Raw genomic sequence first — 17,668 nt, forward strand, 5'->3', positions numbered from 1 at the left:
GGGCTCCGGCGGCTCGCACGCGGGCGGCCACACCGGCGGCTCGCCCGGCGTCGGCTCCGGCAACACCGTGCAGGTGCCGATCGACGCCCCGGTGAATGTCTGCGGCAACAGCGTGAACGTCGTCGGGCTGCTCAACCCGGCCGTGGGCAATGCATGCGCCAACCACGGCGGCACTTCGGCGGGCTCCGGCGGCTCGCACGCGGGCGGCCACACCGGCGGCTCGCCCGGCGTCGGCTCCGGCAACACCGTGCAGGTGCCGATCGACGCCCCGGTGAACGTCTGCGGCAACAGCGTGAACGTCATCGGGGCCGGCAACGCCACCATGGGCAACGACTGCGCCAACGGAGGCGGCGAGCACCACGGTCAGCCGCCGGGCGGCGGCCGCAGCAACCCGCCGGGTCAGCCGGGCCACCCCGGACACCCCGGACACCCTGGTCATCCCGGACACCCTGGTCACCCGGGTCATCCCGGCCACCCCGGTAAGCCGAGCCACCCGGGGAATCCGACGACCCCGCCCGGCCGGGGCGGTCACACGCCCCAGGGGCCCCACGGGTCCAGCCAGGTCAAGCAGTCGGGCGGCCGCTCGGCCCAGCCCCTGGGCAACGCCCAGCTCGCGCACACGGGAAGCGACCTGCCGCTGGGCCTCGCGCTGCCGGTCGGCGCAGGTGCGCTGCTCGCGGGCGCGGTGCTCTACCGCAAGGCGCGGGCGAGCGCGTAGCCGGCCCGGGTACGCCGGGCCGGAACCGGAGCGGGTCCTGCCAGACCGGCGGGGCCCGCTCCGTCAGGTGACCGACCTCACCATGTGGCACGCACCTGGCGGATGATCCGCCGGCGCAACCGCACCCTGCGGCTGCCGTCGCGCAGCAGGCTCAGTCGGTCCAACTCCCAGTGTCCGTACTCGGCATGGTCCGTCAGCAGACGAGTGGCCTCCTTGCGGGACACCCCGCGAGGCACGTACACGTCGACAAATTCGTATTCCGGCATCGCATCTATTGTGCGGGCTGGGGCCCGGTACGGATAGCGTCTGCACTATGTCTGATGCTGCGCAGCCCACCGCTGCCGAGGTACGCGCCGCCGCCGAGGCGATCAAGACCGCGCTCGACCGTCATCTGGCCGCGGTCGAACGCAGGTCGGGTGAGGACGATCCGGCCGTCCTGGAGGCGTTCAACGAGCTGGCCGCGGCCGCCGAGGCGTACGACGAGCTGCTCTACGACCGCTACGACGAGGTCACGCCCTTCGAGATCCCCGGTGCCGAGGAGCTGCCGCCGTACGCGGGCCCCGAGGAACCGAACGCGATCAGCGTGCTGATCCGCCGCGACTACGCCGTGGCGGAACCCCAGCGCCTGCTGGCGCAGGCCCAGCGGGTCGAGGCGGCGGAGTACGAGGCCGCGGGCGGCCTGGCCGAGGACGCCGCCGGTACGGTTCCGGGCGCGCTGGGCATCCTGTTCGGCGAGTTCGAACCGGACGAGATCGCCTCCCGGCACAAGGAGTTCGGCCTGGAGGAGGGCGACTCCACACTCTGGGTCACCGCGGCGGACGAGGCCCCCGAGGCGGGGGAGTGGCTGGAGGCGCCGTTCGAGCACATCGATCCGCAAGGAGTGGTGTGCCGGTTCGATGTGAGCGCGGTGTTCGACGACGAGGGCGACGAGGAAGCGGACGAGGACGAAGATCTCGAGTTCGTCGAGGAAGCGGACGAGGGCGAGGTCGAGGACCAGGTCCAGGGCGCCCGGGGATGAGGGTGTCCGGCGGTGCCGTGGGCCTGAGGCCGGCACGGCACCGCCGGGTTCCGCCGCTGTGACCGACCGCCGTCACGGCGGAAGGAGATCCGGACGACCTATGCGGGTACCTGCGTGCGCAGCAGCGACTGCAGGCGGGTCGTGCGGGGCTTGGCCGGTGTCTCCGCCACCGCCTTCGGCAGGGCCTGTTCCACGCCATGGACCACGGACAGATGCCGCTCGGCGCGGCCGAAGGCCGTGTACACCCAGGGTCTGCTGAGCGCCTGCGCGGCGTCGCCGGGCAGCACGACGACCGCCGCCGGCCAGCGCGTGCCCGCCGCCTGGTGCGCGGTGAGCGCCCAGCCGTGCCGCAGGGCGCCCTCCACCCGCTCGCGCGGTACGACCACCGGGGCACCCGCGCACGACAGGTGCAGCCCGTCCGTGTCGGCCTTCACCACCACGCCCGGCACCGCACGGCCCGGGGCGGGGGAGTAGGCGATCCGGTCGCCGGGGTCGAAGCCGCCGAAGCGGCCCGGGCCGGGGTTGAGGCGCTCCTTCAGCGCGGAGTTGAGGGCGCGGGTCCCCGCGGCGCCGCCGTGCCCCGGGGTGATCACCACGGTCTGGTCGGCCGGGACACCGAGCGCACGCGGCACCGAGTCGGCGACCAGCTGCACGGTCCGGTGCACGGCCTCGCCCGCGTCCCGCACCGGGACGATGACGATCTCCTTGCCCGGAGCGGCGACCTGGTTCAGCTCGCCGATGCCGATGCCGGAGACCAGCTCGCCGATCGGGCCCTGGTCCGGGATGCGGGAGGCGAGCTGCGGGCAGACGCGGGCGGCGAGCAGGTCGGCGAAGACCCGCCCCGGTCCGGCCGACCACAGCAGAGCCGGGTCGCCGCTGAGCACCAGCCGGGCCCCGTCGGGCAGCGACTCCACCAGCATCGCGGCGCTCTCCACGTCGAGCTGCGGCGCGTCCAGCACGATCAGCAGATCGAGTTCCAGCGCGCCGTCCGCGTCCCGGCCCGGTCCCTCGGCGCCTGACAGCAGACCGGCGACCGTGCCCACGCCGTGCTCCGCCGGGTCCGCGCCCAGCAGGGCGGCGAGGCGGTGGCGTCCGTCGGGCGTGTGGCAGACGGCGAAGGCCCGCAGGCCCGCGGTGCGGGCGGCACCGAGCAGCGCGGCCGGTTCGGCGCGGGCCGCCTCCCCGCCGGTGTGCAGCACCAGGCCGTGTCCGGCGACCGCGCGGACCAGCTCGGCCGCGCCGCCGGAGACGGCGTCGACCGCCGCCTGCCAGGCCTGCTCGGTCTCCTTGGGCAGCGAGTTGACCAGCCGGGCCAGGCCGTCGGCGAGGCTCTCCTCGGCCAGTGCGTACCGCTCCAGGCCGACGAGGACCCGGACCGGCCGCTCCTCCTCGTCCTCGCCCTCCTCCTCCGCCTGAGGCGGGGCGGCTCCCGGTTCCTCCAGAGCGTCCTGGAACGCCAGGGCCTCGCCCTCCGCGAGGGTGCTCTGCACCGCCGCGTCCGGGTCCGGGACGCCCTGCTTGTCCAGCGCCGCGGTGAGCGTGGGCAGTTCCAGCGCGGTGTGCCCGGCCAGGGCCGCCTGCTCCAGCAGCCAGACGGTGATCGCGCGAGTCCGCCGCTCGTCGCCCGGGCCGCAGGCGGCGCCGAGCAGGGCCCTGGCGAAGCCGTCGGCCTGGTCGGGCCGTACCCCGCTGATCCGCAGCAGCTGCCAGGGGTCCTCGCGCAGCGTCGCGTCGGCGCCCTCGCCGAGGGCCGCGGCCACCTGGGGAGCCAGGGCCTCGGGCGCGCCGCCCTCCGCCAGCACCCGGCGCACACCCTCCACCGTCTCCGGTGCCGGGGCACCGGGCGCGACGGCGGCGGGTGCGGGCTGCGGCCGGCGTACGGGCTCCGGAGCCGGGCGGCGCGGCGCCGGCGCGGGCTCGGCGAACACCGTGTCCACCGGCTTCTCGCCGTTCTCCACCGCCCGCACCGCCGCGAGCAGGTCGGCAGCCTTGCCGCTGAGCTTGGTGCCGCTCTCGATCGGGCCCTTCCTCTCGGCCTTGCGCCGCTCGATCCGCTCCCGCTCGACCCGCTGCGCAGTCAACTCGGCCTCGGCCTCGGACAACCGGCCGGAGCCTGAGCCTTCGCCCTCGGTGCCACCCGCGCCCGCCGCTGCTTCGGCGCCGTCACCGCCGGCACCGCTCGGGCTGCCCGCGCCGTCACCGCCGTCGGCCCGGCCGGCGCCGGTCTCCTCGGTCCCCGTGTTGCCCCCCGCGCTCTCGCCTGCGCCCGTGCTGCTCTGGCCCTCGGGCGTGTCCGGCGTCCCCGGCCCGGCTTCCTCCGTGGTCTCCGGCTCCGTGCTCACAGCGTGCTCCAGTCGTGATCGGGATAGCGGTGCACGGGCGCCGACACATCGTCCAGCGCCCGGCAGATCTCGTCAGGAAGACTAAGGGCCTCCACTGACAATGCCGCCGTGAGCTGCTGCGCGTTGCGCGCACCGACGATCGGCGCGGCCACGCCGGGCCGGTCCCGGACCCAGGCGAGGGCCACCTGGAGCGGGGTGACGGCGAGTCCGTCGGCGGCCGTCGTGATCGCGTCCACGATGCGGGTCGCCGTGTCGTCCAGGTACGGCTCGACGAACGGCGCCAGATGCTCGGAGGCGCCGCGCGAGTCCGGCGGGGTGGTGTGCCGGTACTTCCCGGTCAGTACGCCCCGGCCGAGCGGGGAGGAAGGCAGCAGGCCGACGCCGAGATCCAGCGCGGCGGGCAGCACCTCACGCTCCACGCCCCGCTGCAGCAGCGAGTACTCCATCTGCGTGCTGGCCAGTCGCGTGCGGATGCCCGGCGCCGCGAGCTGCCAGGTGGCGGCCTTGGCGAGCTGCCAGCCGCAGAAGTTGGAGACGCCCGCGTACCGGGCGCGGCCGCTGCTGACCGCTATGTCCAGGGCCTGGAGAGTCTCCTCCAGCGGGGTCCCGGGGTCGAAGGCGTGGACGTGCCACACGTCGACGTGGTCGGTGCCCAGGCGGGCGAGCGAGGCGTCGAGGGCGGCGAGCAGATGGCCGCGGGAGCCGTCGAAGCGGCGGTCGGGGTCGGGGACGCTGCCCGCCTTGGTGGAGATCACCAGGTCGCGGCGCGGCACCAGGCCGTCCATCAGCTGCCCGAGCAGATACTCCGCCTCGCCGTTGCCGTACACGTCGGCGGTGTCGACGAGGGTTCCGCCGGCCTCCCAGAACGCCTTCAGCATGTCCGCGGCGTCGTGCTCGTCCGTGTCCCGGCCCCAGGTGAGGGTGCCGAGCCCGATCCGGGACACGCGCAGGCCGGTACGGCCGAGATGCCTCTGCTCCATGCGGCCGAGATTACTGGCCAGGACCGGTGCGGTGGGTGGCCTGTGGATAACCGCGTCGGGCCGTGGCACGGTGCTTTCAGGTGCCCTGTGCCTGCCCCGGCCTCCGTCCCCGCGCTAGGGTCGCCTCGACAAGGACGTTACTCATGGGTAAGGGGAATCGGCCATGCAGCTCGGGATCAACCTCGGCTACTGGGGTGCCGGAATGGACGGGGACAATCTGGCCGTGGCCCAGGAGGCCGACCGGCTGGGCTTCTCCGTGTGCTGGGCCGCCGAGGCCTACGGCTCCGACGCGGCCACGGTGCTCAGCTGGGTCGCCGCACAGACCGAGCGCATCGACGTCGGCTCGGCCATCTTCCAGATCCCGGCCCGTCAGCCCGCGATGACCGCGATGACGGCCGCGACGCTCGACTCGCTGTCCGGCGGCCGCTTCCGGCTCGGCCTCGGCGTGTCCGGCCCGCAGGTCTCCGAGGGCTGGTACGGGGTCAAGTTCGACAAGCCGCTCGCCCGCACCCGCGAGTACGTGGAGATCGTACGCAAGGCCATGACCCGGGAGCGGCTGACCTACGAGGGCGAGCACTGGACGCTGCCGCTGCCCGGCGGCCCGGGCAAGCCGATCAAGCTGACCGTGCACCCGCAGCGCGAGCACATCCCGCTGTACATCGCCGCGATCGGCCCGAAGAACCTGGAGCAGACCGGCGAGATCGCCGACGGCGCCTTGCTGATCTTCCCCGCCGCAGAACACCTCGAGGAGACCACCCTCAAGTACCTGCGCGCCGGCCGCGAGAAGGCGGGCAGCACCCTCGACGGCTTCGACGTCTGCCCGACCCTGCCGATCGCCGTCGGTGACGACAAGGACGTGGCCCGGCTCGCCGACACCTTCCGGCCGTACACCGCGCTGTACGTCGGCGGCATGGGCAGCGCCAAGCAGAACTTCTACAACCAGCTCGCCCAGCGCATGGGATACGCGAAGGAAGCCGCCGAGATCCAGCAGAAGTACCTGGCGGGGGACAAGCAGGGGGCCGCCGCCGCGGTCCCGCAGGACCTCATCGACAAGACGACTCTGCTCGGTTCCGTCGACCGCATCGCGGACCGGATGAAGGCCTACGCCGCCGCCGGCGTCACCACGCTCAGCCTGTCGCCGGCCGGATTCACCCTGGACGAGCGGCTCGCCTCCCTGCGGGCCGGCAGCGAGGCCCTGGAGCGCGCCGGGCTGGCCTAGGAGCTTCAGCGGCCGTGGTGGGGGCTCGGGAGTCTTCCCCGCCACGGCCGTCACAGGGAACAACGCGCCAGGCGCCGCGCGGTTACGACCGGGAACTCATTCTTTTGGCCGAGCGGACGCGCACAGCTGTTGCATGCCCCACCCCGTCCGCATTTGACTCTATTCATGCTTTCGGCCAAGAGTCTGTTCAAGGAGATCCTCGACAACGACGAGGCCTTCCGGCTCTTCTGCTCCATCGCCGCCAGCGGAGAGTCCCAGGGCGGCTGGGAGAACGGGCGCATCGCCGCGCTGGTCCCGCCCGGCGAACGCGCCCTCGCCCCGAAGATCGCCCGGCACGGCGCCGACGAGGACAAGCACGGACGCATCTTCACCGCCCTGATGAAGAAGCGCGGGCTCACCCCCGTCGCCGTACCGCCCGAGACCGACTACACGATGCTGCTGGAGCGGCACGGCATCGGCCTCGCCCACGACAAGCTCAGGCGGGACGAACCGCTCACCGAGCGGGACATCGTCGTCTACCTCTCCCACAGCCGCGTCACCGAACAGCGTGCCGCCGAGCAGATGGCGCTGCTCCTCGGACACTTCGCCGGCCATCCCGAGGTTGGCAGGGCCCTACGCATGATCTCCGACGACGAGGACGACCACCTCGCCTACACCCATGAGGAACTGCTGCGGCTCGCCGCCGCCGGACACGGCCGGCTGATCCAGCGCACCCTGCGCGAGTGCGCCCTCGCCGAGATCCGCGTCCACCGGGACGTCAGCCTCGCCGTGATGGCCCGCATGGGCCGCATCCTGGGCTGGTCCAGGGCCAGGTACGCCCTCCTCGCGGCCGGCATCCACGCGGTGTACGCCTACGAGCGCCTCGCCGGCTGGCGGCGCATGGTCACCCTCCGCATGCCCGAGCGCCGCGACCCCCTCGGCGGCCCCGCCACCCCAGCCCCCGAGTTCGCCTGAGCCGCACCGGTCCTACAGCCAGCCGCGATGCTTGAACAGGCGGTACAGCAGCACCTCCAGAGCCGCCATCGCCAGGATCACCGCCGGATACGACCACAACCAGTGCAGCTCCGGCATGTGGTCGAAGTTCATGCCGTAGATCCCCGCGATCATCGTGGGGACCGCGGCCATCGCCGCCCACGCGGAGATCTTCCGCATGTCGTCGTTCTGCCGCACGCTCATCTGCGCCAGATGCGCCGACAGGACGTCCGACACCAGCCGGTCCAGGGCCTCCACGGACTCGTTCACACGCGTGAGGTGGTCGCCGACGTCCCGGAAGAACGGGCGCGCCTTGTCGTGCACGAACGGCACCGACGCGCCCATCGGTCCGGTGCCGGCCAGCCGGGTCAGCGGGAGCGCCAGCGGGCCGGTGGCCCGGCGGAACTCCAGGATCTGCCGCTTGAAGCCGTAGATCCGGGACGCGGTGCCCCGCGAGCCGCCGCCGTCCGGCAGGAACACCTCCGCCTCCAGCTCCTCCAGATCGGTCCCCAGCTCCGTCGCCACCTCCACATAGTGGTCGACGACCGCGTCGGAGATCGCGTACAGCACGGCGGTCGGGCCCTTGTCGAGCATCTCCGGCTCCTCCTCCAGCCGGCGCCGTACGGCGGCCAGCGGCGAGCCCTCACCATGACGGACGGTGACCACGAAACCGTCGCCGACGAAGACCATGATCTCGCCCGCCGAGACGGTGTCGCTCTCCGCCTCGTACACGACCGGTTTCAGCACCATGAACAGCGAGTCCTCGTACACCTCCAGCTTGGGCCGCTGATGCGCGTTGAGCGCGTCCTCCACCGCCAGCGGATGCAGCCCGAACTCCTGGGTGACCAGGTCGAACTCCCGCTCGGACGGCTCATACAGGCCGATCCACACGAACCCGCCCTCGGCCCGCGCCTCCGAGAGCGCGTCGGACAGGTCCTCCGGACCCTCGGTGCGGTGCCCGTGCCGGTAGATGGCGCAGTCGACGATCACGGAGCGCATTCTCCCTTCGCCCGGTCCCCGGTGCATGTGCTGATACGCCTACCCTGGGCCGCATGCCCACGCTGATCCTCGTCAGGCACGGACGCTCCACCGCCAACACCTCCGGTGTGCTCGCCGGCTGGACGCCAGGCGTCGCCCTGGACGAGCGCGGCGCCGCCCAGGCCGCCGCGCTGCCCGGAAGGCTCGCCGCACTGCCGATCTCCGAGGTCGTCACCAGCCCCCTGCAGCGCTGCCAGGAGACCGTACGGCCGCTGCTGGAGGCCCGCCCCGGCCTGCGCGCCCACACCGACGAGCGGATCGGGGAGTGCCACTACGGCGACTGGTCCGGCCGCAAGCTCGCCGAGCTCAAGGACGAGCCGCTGATGGAGGTCGTCCAGGCCCATCCGTCGGCCGCCGCCTTCCCCGGCGGCGAGTCCATGCGCGCCATGCAGACCCGCGCCGCCGAGGCCGTACGCGAGTGGAACGCGCGCGTGGAGCGCGAGCACGGCGCCGACGCCGTCTACCTCATGTGCTCCCACGGTGACATCATCAAATCCCTGGTCGCCGACGCCCTCGGACTCCACCTCGACCTGTTCCAGCGGATCTCCGTGGAACCGTGCTCCGTCACCGCGATCCGCTACACCCGGCTGCGGCCGTTCCTCGTTCGCCTCGGCGACACCGGGGATTTCGCTTCGCTCGTCCCGCGCGAGGAACCTGGTGAGGGCGACGCACCGGTCGGAGGTGGTGCGGGCGCACCGTGATCGTCGGCCGCAGTAGGGTGAAGCGATCCACAGTCGCGCATCCGTGGGCGGCCCGCACCGCCGAAACTCTCGAACTCACTCTCAATGGAGACAGGACGTGTCCCGTCAGGTGTTCCTCTACGACCCGCCGGACCGCTTCGTGGCCGGCACGGTCGGACTGCCCGGACGCCGTACGTTCTTCCTCCAGGCCACCGCAGGCTCCCGGGTGACCAGCGTGGCTCTGGAGAAGACCCAGGTGGCCGCCCTCGCCGAGCGCATGGACGAACTGCTCGACGAGGTCGTACGGCGCAGCGGCGGCAGCGCCGCCGTCCCCGCCATGGCGCCCACCGAGATCGCCGACACCGCGCCGCTGGAGACCCCCATCGAGGAGGAGTTCCGCGTCGGCACCATGGCGCTGGCCTGGGACGGCGAGGAACAGCGCATGATCGTCGAGGCGCAGGCCCTGGTGGAGCTGGAGGCCGACACCGAGGAGGACCTCGCCGAGGCCGAGGAGCGCCTGCTCCAGGACGAGGAGAACGGGCCCCCGATGCTGCGGGTCCGGCTGACCGGTGCGCAGGCCCGGGCCTTCGCCAAGCGCGCCCTCGACGTCGTCAACGCCGGGCGGCCGCCGTGTCCGCTGTGCAGCCTCCCGCTCGATCCGGAAGGACACGTATGTCCGCGCCAGAACGGATACCGCCGCGGAGCGTGACGCCCACCGACGCCGCAGCCGACTCGGCCGCCGCCGAGCTGCTCGCGCGCGGTGAGCTGACCGTGCGCGGCCGGATCCGCGAGGCGTCCAACGCCGCACTCTTCTGCACCATCGCCCTGGACGGCCGGGAAGCCTCCTGCATCTACAAGCCGGTGGCCGGGGAACGCCCGCTGTGGGACTTCCCCGACGGCACCCTGGCCGGCCGCGAGGTGGCCGCCTACGAGGTCTCCGAGGCCATCGGCTGGAGGCTCGTCCCGCCGACCGTGCTGCGCGACGGGCCGTACGGCGAGGGCATGTGCCAGCTGTGGATCGACGTCCAGGCCGAGGCGGAGCTGCTCGCCCTGGTCGACGCCGAGGAACCGGAGCCGGGCTGGAAGGCGATCGGCCTGGCCGAGGTCGGCGAGGGCCGCACCGCGCTCCTCGTGCACGCCGACGACGAGCGGCTGCGCCGGCTCGCCGTCCTCGACGCGGTGATCAACAACGCCGACCGCAAGGGCGGCCATCTGCTGCCCACCACCGACGGCCGGCTCTTCGGCATCGACCACGGCGTCACCTTCAACGTCGAGAACAAGCTGCGCACGCTGCTGTGGGGCTGGGCCGGGGAGCCGCTGACCGCCGAGGCCGTCGAGGCCCTGCAGGGACTGCGGGAGGCCCTCGGCGGGCCGCTGGGCGAGCGGCTGACCGCACTGATCACCGCGGCCGAGATCGACGCCACACGCGCGCGTGTCGAGGCGCTGCTCACCGCGGGAGTGCATCCGGAGCCGAACGGCGAGTGGCCCGCCATCCCCTGGCCGCCGGTGTGAGCGCGATCAGCACATCGGGCGCCGATGTACAAGACCGCGAAACCGGCCATCGGCCGCGATCCCGTTCGTATACGCGGCGGGCAGCCGGTTAGGCTCATGTACATGCATGCCTGGCCCGCTTCCGAGGTCCCCGCCCTGCCTGGTCAGGGCCGCGACCTGAGGATCCACGACACCGCGACCGGCGGCCTCGTCACCCTCGACCCCGGTCCCGTCGCCCGTATCTACGTCTGCGGCATCACCCCGTACGACGCGACCCACATGGGTCACGCGGCGACCTACAACGCGTTCGACCTCGTGCAGCGCGTGTGGCTCGACACCAAGCGGCAGGTCCACTACGTCCAGAACGTCACCGACGTCGACGATCCGCTGCTGGAGCGCGCGGAGCGGGACGGCGTCGACTGGGTTGCCCTCGCCGAGAAGGAGACCGTCCTCTTCCGCGAGGACATGACCGCCCTCCGGATGCTCCCGCCCCGGCACTACATAGGCGCCGTGGAGGCGATACCCGGCATCGTCCCGCTCGTGGAGCGGCTGCGGGAACTCGGCGCGGCCTACGAGCTGGAGGGCGACATCTACTTCTCCGTCGAGTCCGACCCGAACTTCGGCAAGGTCTCGAACCTCGACGCGGCCGCCATGCGGCTGCTGTCCGCCGAGCGCGGCGGCGACCCGGACCGCCCGGGCAAGAAGAACCCGCTGGACCCGATGCTGTGGATGGCGGCCCGCGAGGGCGAGCCCAGCTGGGACGGCGGCTCCCTCGGCCGGGGCCGGCCCGGCTGGCACATCGAGTGCGTCGCGATCGCCCTCGACCACCTCGGCATGGGCTTCGACGTCCAGGGCGGCGGCTCCGACCTCGCGTTCCCGCACCACGAGATGGGCGCCTCGCACGCCCAGGTGCTCACCGGCGAGTTCCCCATGGCCAAGGCCTACGTCCACGCCGGCATGGTCGCCCTGCACGGCGAGAAGATGTCCAAGTCCAAGGGCAACCTGGTCTTCGTCTCCCAGCTCCGCCGGGACGGCGTCGATCCGGCCGCCATCCGCCTCTCGCTGCTCGCCCACCACTACCGCGCCGACTGGGAGTGGACCGACCAGGTCCTGCAGGACGCGGTGGCCCGCCTCGGCCGCTGGCGAGCGGCCGTCTCCCGCCCCGACGGCCCGCCGGCGGACGCGCTGGTCGAGGAGATCCGCGAGGCCCTGTCCAACGACCTGGACGCCCCCGCCGCCCTCGCGGCGGTGGACCGCTGGGCGGCCCGGCAGGAGGAGCAGGGGGGCACTGACACGGGCGCGCCCGGCGTGGTCACGCGTGCGGTGGACGCGCTGCTGGGGGTAGCGCTCTAGTTCCGGCACCTCCGATGGATGCGGAAGGGGCGGTTCCCTCCTTGGGAACCGCCCCTTCCGGTGTCTCACTCCTCAGAGCTGTCCTCGTCGTCACCCTCGGCCGCATCCGGCCTGGGCGGTTTCGGCGGCCGGTTCCTTCCGCCGGGGTTGTCCCTGCGGAAGGCGCCACCGTCCCCGCCGTCGGCCGTCGCGTGGCCGCCCGGCGGGCTGACGTCCCGGCGCCGCAGATACCGCTCGAACTCGCGGGCGATCGCCTCACCCGAAGCCTCCGGCAGTTCGGCGGTGTCCCGGGCCTCCTCCAGCGTCTGGACGTACTCGGCGACCTCGCTGTCCTCTGCGGCCAGCTGGTCCACGCCCACCTGCCAGGCACGCGCGTCCTCCGGCAGCTCGCCCTGCGGGATGCGCAGGTCCAGCAGGTCCTCCAGCCGGTTGAGCAGCGCCAGCGTGGCCTTCGGGTTGGGCGGCTGGGAGACGTAGTGCGGTACGGCCGCCCACAGCGACACCGCCGGGACGCCGGCGTGCGTGCACGCCTCCTGCAGGACGCCGACGATGCCCGTAGGGCCCTCGTACTTGGTCTCCTCCAGGTCCATCCGCTGGGCCAGGTCCGGGTCGGACGTCACCCCGCTGACCGGCACGGGACGCGTGTGCGGGGTGTCACCGAGCAGGGCGCCCAGGATGACCACCAGTTCCACGCCCAGCTCGTGCGCGAAGCCGAGCAGCTCGTTGCAGAACGAGCGCCAGCGCATGGACGGCTCGATGCCGCGGACCAGCACCAGGTCGCGCGGCTTCTCGCCGCCGACCCGCACCACCGACAACCTCGTCGTCGGCCAGGTGATCTTGCGCACACCGGCGTCCATGAACACCGTGGGCCGGTTCACCTGGAAGTCGTAGTAGTCCTCGGCGTCGAGCGCCGCGAAGACCTCGCCCTTCCACTCGCGTTCCAGATGCGCGACCGCCGTGGAGGCGGCGTCGCCGGCATCGTTCCAGCCCTCGAACGCGGCCACCATGACTGGGTCGATCAGCTCGGGAACCCCCTCCAGCTCGATCACCCAGTGCCTCCTTCCGACGTGCCCTCGCTTGACTCACCAACCTTACGGCGTCCGGCGGGGGCGCCCGCAGCCCCTTTGCGTGGGCCAGTGACCGGATCACTGCCCCGTTCGCCACCGTCGAACACCCGCCGTCAACCGGAGCCCGAGCGGATCCGCACGGGCGCTTGCCCCCTCTCACAGGGTGCTGCGCAGCCACTGTTCCACGCTCGCGATGTGCACGGTCGCCCAGGAGCGGGCCGCCTCCGCGTCCCGGTCGCGCAGCGCGGCCAGGATCGCCCGGTGCTCGCGCAGGGTGCGGCCGACCGCGTCCTCCTGGGTCAGGCCCCGCCAGATCCGGGCCCGCGTGGTCGGCCCCGACAGACCGTCCAACAGCGAGCACAGCACCGAGTTGCCCGCGCCGCGCACGATGCCGCGATGGAACTCCAGGTCTGCGGCGACCAGTTCCTCCACCGAGGGTTGGTCACCGAGGGCGTCCAACTGGGCGGACAGCGCGTCCAGTTGCCGTTCGCCGATCCGGAAGGCCGCCATCGCGGTCGCGGCCGGCTCCAGGATCCGGCGCACCGCGAGGAACTCCAGGACGGTGTCGTCGCGGTGGAAGTCCACGACGAAGCTCAGCGCCTCCAGCAGCAGTTGCGGATCGAGGCTGGTGACGTACGTGCCGTCGCCCTGCCGCACGTCCAGGATCCGGATCAGCGACAGCGCCCGCACGGCCTCCCGCAGCGAGTTCCGCGACAGCCCCAACTCGGCGGCCAGCTCGCTCTCCTTGGGCAACCGGTCCCCGGGCCGCAGCGCACCGGAGACGATCATGCCCTTGATCTTCTCGATCGCCTCATCGGTGACTGCCATGACCGGCCTCCCTGGTCGCCCAGACATCGGATGTCTCAGCGGCCATTATGCGGGCGGCGCGTCGAACCACTCCCTGCCCGCCGCCCAGTGCCGCACCCAGCCGGCGAAACCGCACTCGGCGGTGGTGCACCCGAACTCGGCCCCGAAGGGAAACGCGCCCTCACCGGTGATCTGCCATATCTGGCCCCGGTGGGGACCGGTGACGATCAGATGCCAGTCCATGCCGCAGCCATCGGTGCCGAGCATGAGCGAGCCGTCGCGGCCGACCTGCTCGATCACTGCGTCCGGATCCTCGTAAGGCCCCTCGTCCTCCTCCCACAGCCATGCGCCGGAGAGCGGGAACGGCTCGGCCAGCTTCTGCTTCGCGCCGCCCTCGACCAGTCCCACCAACCCGTACTCCGGCGGCCCCTGGTACGACCCGTCCGTCACCTCCGCCACGAACGTCCGGTACGGCTCCGGCAGCACCACCCCGTGCTCCGTCTCGAACGCGCGCACCGCCGCCCAGCCCAGAGCGGACTCGCCGCCGTCGTCCACCGCGAAGGCCTCCCGCAGCGCCGCGAGTTCGCCGGGATCCGCTTGATCGTTGTTCATGCCCCCCATGGAAGCACCCGGCACTGACAACACCCCCGGGGCAGCCGAAAGGGGCGGCCCCATCGGCGTGGGGCCGCCCCTCTCGGTCGTCCGGACCCGGTGCGGCGGTCCGGCGCTGCGGTGGCGGCCGGTCCCGGTCAGGGGAGCGGACCGGCCCCCACCGGGGCCTACTTCTTGTCGAGCAGGTCCTGCACCCCCGCGCGGACCTCGTCCGTGGCCAGGCCCCGGATCGTCAGCGTCGTACGGCGGCGCAGGACGTCGTCCGCGGTCTCGGCCCACTCGTGGTCACGGGCCCAGACCACCTGCGCCCAGATCTCCGGCGCGTCGGGGTGGACGCGCTCGGCCAGCTCCGGGTTCTCGTTCGCCAGGCGGGCGATGTCGAAGGCCAGGGAGCCGTAGTGGGTGGCCAGGTGCCTGGCGGTGTCGGCGGCCATCCGCGGACCCGGAGCCGGCCGGTCCACGAGCAGCCGGTGGGCGACCGCGCGCGGGTTGGCGACGCCGGGCAGCGGCAGCTTCTTCGGCAGCGAGGAGATCGGCTCGAAGTCGTCGCCGAGCGGGTGACCCGGCAGCGCCTCCAGCTTCTGCATCACCGTACGGCCGATGTGCCGGAAGGTGGTCCACTTGCCGCCCGCGACGGACAGCATGCCGCCCTTGCCCTCGGTCACCACGGTCTCGCGCTTGGCCTTGGCGGTGTCGCCGGGGCCGCCCGGCAGCACCCGCAGACCGGCGAAGGCGTAGGTGATCAGGTCGCGCTGCAGCTGCTGGTCGCGCACGGAGAACGCGGCCTCGTCCAGGATCTGCGCTATGTCCTTGTCATTGACGGACACGTCCGCCGGGTCGCCCTCGTACTCCTCGTCGGTGGTGCCGAGCAGCAGCATGTCCTCCCACGGGAGGGCGAAGGTGATGCGGTACTTGTCGATGGGAGTCGCGAGCGCGGCCTTCCACGGCGAGGTCCGCTTCAGGACCAGATGCGCGCCCTTCGACAGACGGATCGACGGCGCCGCGTTCGGGTCCTCCATCCTGCGCAGGTGATCGACCCAGGGGCCGGTCGCGTTGAGCACCAGGCGGGCGTTGACGCCGAACTCCTCGCCGGACAGCCGGTCCTTGAGGTCGGCACCGGTGACCCGGCCGTTGGTGAAGCGCAGGCCGGTGACCTCGGCGTGGTTGAGGACGACCGCGCCCGACTCGACGGCCGCGCGGACCGTCATCAGCGCCATGCGCGCGTCGTTCATCTGGTCGTCGCCGTACACGGCCACGGCCTTGAGGTTCTCGGTGCGCAGCTCGGGCACGTCCTGCGCCGCCTTGGCGGGGGAGAGCAGATGGCCGACGCCGTCACCGAACGCGGACAGCGCGGAGTAGGCGAAGACGCCCGCGCCGAGCTTCGCCGCGCCGTGCGGCCCGCCCTTGTACACGGGGAGGTAGAAGGTGAGCGGGTTCGCCAGGTGGGGGGCCACCTGGCGGGAGACCGCACGGCGCTCGAAGTGGTTCTCCGCCACCAGCTTCACCGCGCCGGTCTGCAGGTAGCGCAGACCGCCGTGGAGCAGCTTGGAGGAGGCGGAGGAGGTGGCACCGGCGAAGTCGCCGGCGTCGACCAGAGCCACCCTCAGGCCGGACTGCGCGGCGTGCCAGGCGGTCGAGATGCCCAGGATGCCGCCGCCGATCACCAGAAGGTCGTACGACGCCTTGGAGAGTTGCTCCCTGGTCTCGGCCCGGCTCGGGTTGGAGCCGGAGGCCGGGTGCGTCCCCAGGGCAGGCACGGAACTCAGGGTGGACTGACTGGTCATGTCGGGTACTTACTCCTCGTCAGAGATGTCTGAGCTGTGTCGGGCGGCTCAGCTCTCGTCCTCGATCCAGCCCATGGTCCGGTCGACGGCCTTGAGCCAGTTCTTGTACTCACGGTCGCGGGTGTCCGCGTCCATCTGGGGGGTCCACTCGGCGGCCCGGCGCCAGTTGGCGCGCAGTTCGTCGGTGCTGGACCAGAATCCGACGGCCAGGCCGGCGGCGTAGGCGGCGCCGAGGCAGGTGGTCTCGGCGACCATCGGGCGCACCACCGGTGCGTCCAGAACGTCGGCGAGGGTCTGCATCAGCAGGTTGTTGGAGGTCATGCCGCCGTCGACCTTCAGGGCCACCAGCTCGTCGCCGGAGTCCTTGACCATGGCGTCGGCGATCTCCCGGGTCTGCCAGGCGGTGGCCTCCAGGACGGCGCGGGCGAGGTGCGCCTTGGTGACGTACCGGGTCAGGCCGGCGATCACACCGCGGGCGTCGGAGCGCCAGTGCGGGGCGAACAGACCGGAGAACGCCGGCACGAAGTAGGCGCCGCCGTTGTCCTCGACCGAGAGCGCGAGCGTCTCGATCTCGGCGGCGGTGGAGATCAGGCCCATCTGGTCGCGCATCCACTGCACCAGCGAGCCGGTGACGGCGATCGAGCCCTCCAGGGCGTAGACCGTCGGCTGGTCGCCGATCTTGTAGCCGACCGTGGTCAGCAGACCGGCGTAGGAGTTGATGATCTTGTCACCGGTGTTCATCACCATGAAGGTGCCGGTGCCGTAGGTCGACTTGGTCTCGCCCTCGGAGAAACAGGTCTGGCCGAACAGGGCCGCCTGCTGGTCGCCGAGCGCGGAGGCCACCGGGATGCCGCCGAGCAGCTCGCCGAGCTTGCCGCCGGTGACCTCGCCGTAGACCTCGGCGGAGGAGCGGATCTCGGGCAGGATCTGCAGCGGCACGCCGATGGACTCGGCGATCTTCTCGTCCCACTCCGTGGTGTGCAGGTTCATCAGCATGGTGCGGGAGGCGTTGGTGACGTCGGTGACGTGCTTGCCGCCGTTGACACCACCGGTCAGGTTCCAGATGACCCAGGTGTCCATGGTGCCGAAGAGGATGTCGCCCGCCTCGGCGCGCTCCTTCAGTCCGTCGACGTTGTCGAGCAGCCAGCGGGCCTTGGGACCGGAGAAGTACGAGGCCAGCGGCAGGCCGGTCTCGCGGCGGAAGCGGTCCTGGCCGACGTTGCGGCCCAGCTCCTTGCACAGGGCGTCGGTGCGGGTGTCCTGCCAGACGAGGGCGTTGTGGACGGGCTCTCCGGTGTTCTTGTCCCACAGCACGGTGGTCTCGCGCTGGTTGGTGATGCCGATGGCCTTGATGTCGTCACGCGTGATGCCCGCCTTGGCGATGGCGCCGGCGACGACTTCCTGGACGTTGGTCCAGATCTCGTTGGCGTTGTGCTCGACCCAGCCCGGCTTCGGGAAGATCTGCTCGTGCTCCTTCTGGTCGACGGAGACGATCCGGCCGTCCCGGTCGAAGACGATGCAGCGGCTGGAGGTGGTGCCCTGGTCGATCGCGGCGATGAACGGGCCTGCGGTGTGGGCGTCGGTCAC

Annotated in this window: 17 protein-coding genes; 8 read left to right on the top strand and 9 right to left on the bottom strand. The window is 72.2% G+C overall.

The annotated features are described in order from the left end of the window. Nucleotides 1-718 (top strand): chaplin (locus ACZ5NH_RS11560; protein WP_468774487.1); only part of this gene is annotated, 718 nt, incomplete at its 5' end. A 77-nt stretch (nucleotides 719-795) separates the two neighbouring features. On the opposite strand, the gene ACZ5NH_RS11565 is transcribed toward ACZ5NH_RS11560, so the two are convergent. Then, nucleotides 796-984: a DUF5703 family protein gene (locus ACZ5NH_RS11565; RefSeq protein WP_014671721.1), complete on the bottom strand. Its 189-nt coding sequence runs from the start codon at nucleotides 982-984 to the stop codon at nucleotides 796-798. Nucleotides 985-1,031: 47 nt separating this feature from the next. On the opposite strand from ACZ5NH_RS11565, the gene ACZ5NH_RS11570 reads away from it, so the two are divergent. Then, nucleotides 1,032-1,736 (top strand): hypothetical protein, encoded by a 705-nt coding sequence (locus tag ACZ5NH_RS11570; protein WP_468774488.1) that lies wholly within the window; start codon nucleotides 1,032-1,034, stop codon nucleotides 1,734-1,736. A gap of 98 nt (nucleotides 1,737-1,834) precedes the next feature. Here the strand turns inward: ACZ5NH_RS11570 and ACZ5NH_RS11575 are convergent, their stop codons facing one another. Together ACZ5NH_RS11575 and ACZ5NH_RS11580 are read right to left on the bottom strand one after the other, a co-directional pair. After that, nucleotides 1,835-4,078: a helix-hairpin-helix domain-containing protein gene (locus ACZ5NH_RS11575; RefSeq protein ID WP_468774489.1), complete on the bottom strand. Its 2,244-nt coding sequence runs from the start codon at nucleotides 4,076-4,078 to the stop codon at nucleotides 1,835-1,837. Next, nucleotides 4,075-5,058, bottom strand: a complete 984-nt coding sequence (locus ACZ5NH_RS11580) for an aldo/keto reductase (RefSeq protein ID WP_388626423.1) — start codon at nucleotides 5,056-5,058, stop codon at nucleotides 4,075-4,077. Before ACZ5NH_RS11580 ends, ACZ5NH_RS11575 begins: the two co-directional genes overlap by 4 nt. Before the next feature lie 163 nt (nucleotides 5,059-5,221). Between ACZ5NH_RS11580 and ACZ5NH_RS11585 the strand changes: the two genes are divergently transcribed. Both ACZ5NH_RS11585 and ACZ5NH_RS11590 read left to right on the top strand, forming a co-directional pair. Then, complete coding sequence (locus ACZ5NH_RS11585; protein ID WP_388626421.1) at nucleotides 5,222-6,277, top strand: LLM class F420-dependent oxidoreductase; 1,056 nt, start codon at nucleotides 5,222-5,224, stop codon at nucleotides 6,275-6,277. 165 nt (nucleotides 6,278-6,442) lie between these two features. Beyond that, a complete protein-coding gene (locus ACZ5NH_RS11590; protein ID WP_468774492.1) occupies nucleotides 6,443-7,231 on the top strand; it encodes a ferritin-like domain-containing protein in 789 nt (262 codons plus the stop codon). Between the two features lie 12 nt (nucleotides 7,232-7,243). On the opposite strand, the gene corA is transcribed toward ACZ5NH_RS11590, so the two are convergent. Then, nucleotides 7,244-8,239, bottom strand: coding sequence for a magnesium/cobalt transporter CorA (gene corA / locus ACZ5NH_RS11595; protein ID WP_468774494.1), 996 nt, complete (start codon nucleotides 8,237-8,239; stop codon nucleotides 7,244-7,246). Nucleotides 8,240-8,301: 62 nt separating this feature from the next. Here corA and ACZ5NH_RS11600 point away from each other — a divergent pair, with 62 nt between their 5' ends. The 4 genes from ACZ5NH_RS11600 to mshC all read left to right on the top strand — a co-directional run bounded on the left by ACZ5NH_RS11600 (nucleotide 8,302) and on the right by mshC (nucleotide 11,811). After that, the gene (locus tag ACZ5NH_RS11600) at nucleotides 8,302-8,988 is read left to right on the top strand and encodes a histidine phosphatase family protein (protein WP_451556904.1); all 687 of its coding nucleotides are present in this window, start codon (nucleotides 8,302-8,304) and stop codon (nucleotides 8,986-8,988) included. A gap of 97 nt (nucleotides 8,989-9,085) precedes the next feature. Beyond that, on the top strand, nucleotides 9,086-9,676 hold the full coding sequence (locus tag ACZ5NH_RS11605) for a DUF3090 domain-containing protein (RefSeq protein WP_388626415.1): 591 nt from the start codon (nucleotides 9,086-9,088) through the stop codon (nucleotides 9,674-9,676). Next, nucleotides 9,640-10,479, top strand: a complete 840-nt coding sequence (locus ACZ5NH_RS11610) for an SCO1664 family protein (protein WP_468774497.1) — start codon at nucleotides 9,640-9,642, stop codon at nucleotides 10,477-10,479. Before ACZ5NH_RS11605 ends, ACZ5NH_RS11610 begins: the two co-directional genes overlap by 37 nt. Nucleotides 10,480-10,581: 102 nt before the next feature. Beyond that, a complete protein-coding gene (gene mshC, locus ACZ5NH_RS11615) occupies nucleotides 10,582-11,811 on the top strand; it encodes a cysteine--1-D-myo-inosityl 2-amino-2-deoxy-alpha-D-glucopyranoside ligase (protein WP_388626412.1) in 1,230 nt (409 codons plus the stop codon). 65 nt (nucleotides 11,812-11,876) lie between these two features. On the opposite strand, the gene ACZ5NH_RS11620 is transcribed toward mshC, so the two are convergent. The 5 genes from ACZ5NH_RS11620 to glpK all read right to left on the bottom strand — a co-directional run bounded on the left by ACZ5NH_RS11620 (nucleotide 11,877) and on the right by glpK (nucleotide 17,668). Continuing rightward, nucleotides 11,877-12,860, bottom strand: coding sequence for a PAC2 family protein (locus tag ACZ5NH_RS11620; protein WP_388626410.1), 984 nt, complete (start codon nucleotides 12,858-12,860; stop codon nucleotides 11,877-11,879). A 174-nt stretch (nucleotides 12,861-13,034) separates the two neighbouring features. Further along, nucleotides 13,035-13,706: a FadR/GntR family transcriptional regulator gene (locus ACZ5NH_RS11625; RefSeq protein ID WP_468774500.1), complete on the bottom strand. Its 672-nt coding sequence runs from the start codon at nucleotides 13,704-13,706 to the stop codon at nucleotides 13,035-13,037. A gap of 45 nt (nucleotides 13,707-13,751) precedes the next feature. Next, complete coding sequence (locus ACZ5NH_RS11630; protein ID WP_468774502.1) at nucleotides 13,752-14,297, bottom strand: SMI1/KNR4 family protein; 546 nt, start codon at nucleotides 14,295-14,297, stop codon at nucleotides 13,752-13,754. Between the two features lie 167 nt (nucleotides 14,298-14,464). Next, complete coding sequence (locus ACZ5NH_RS11635) at nucleotides 14,465-16,081, bottom strand: glycerol-3-phosphate dehydrogenase/oxidase (protein ID WP_451006979.1); 1,617 nt, start codon at nucleotides 16,079-16,081, stop codon at nucleotides 14,465-14,467. Between the two features lie 48 nt (nucleotides 16,082-16,129). Continuing rightward, nucleotides 16,130-17,668 carry a glycerol kinase GlpK gene (gene glpK / locus ACZ5NH_RS11640; protein ID WP_388626404.1) on the bottom strand — a complete coding sequence of 513 codons (1,539 nt, stop codon included), beginning with the start codon at nucleotides 17,666-17,668 and terminating at the stop codon, nucleotides 16,130-16,132.

It is taken from the genome of Streptomyces sp. NPDC031426 (genome assembly GCF_055581585.1).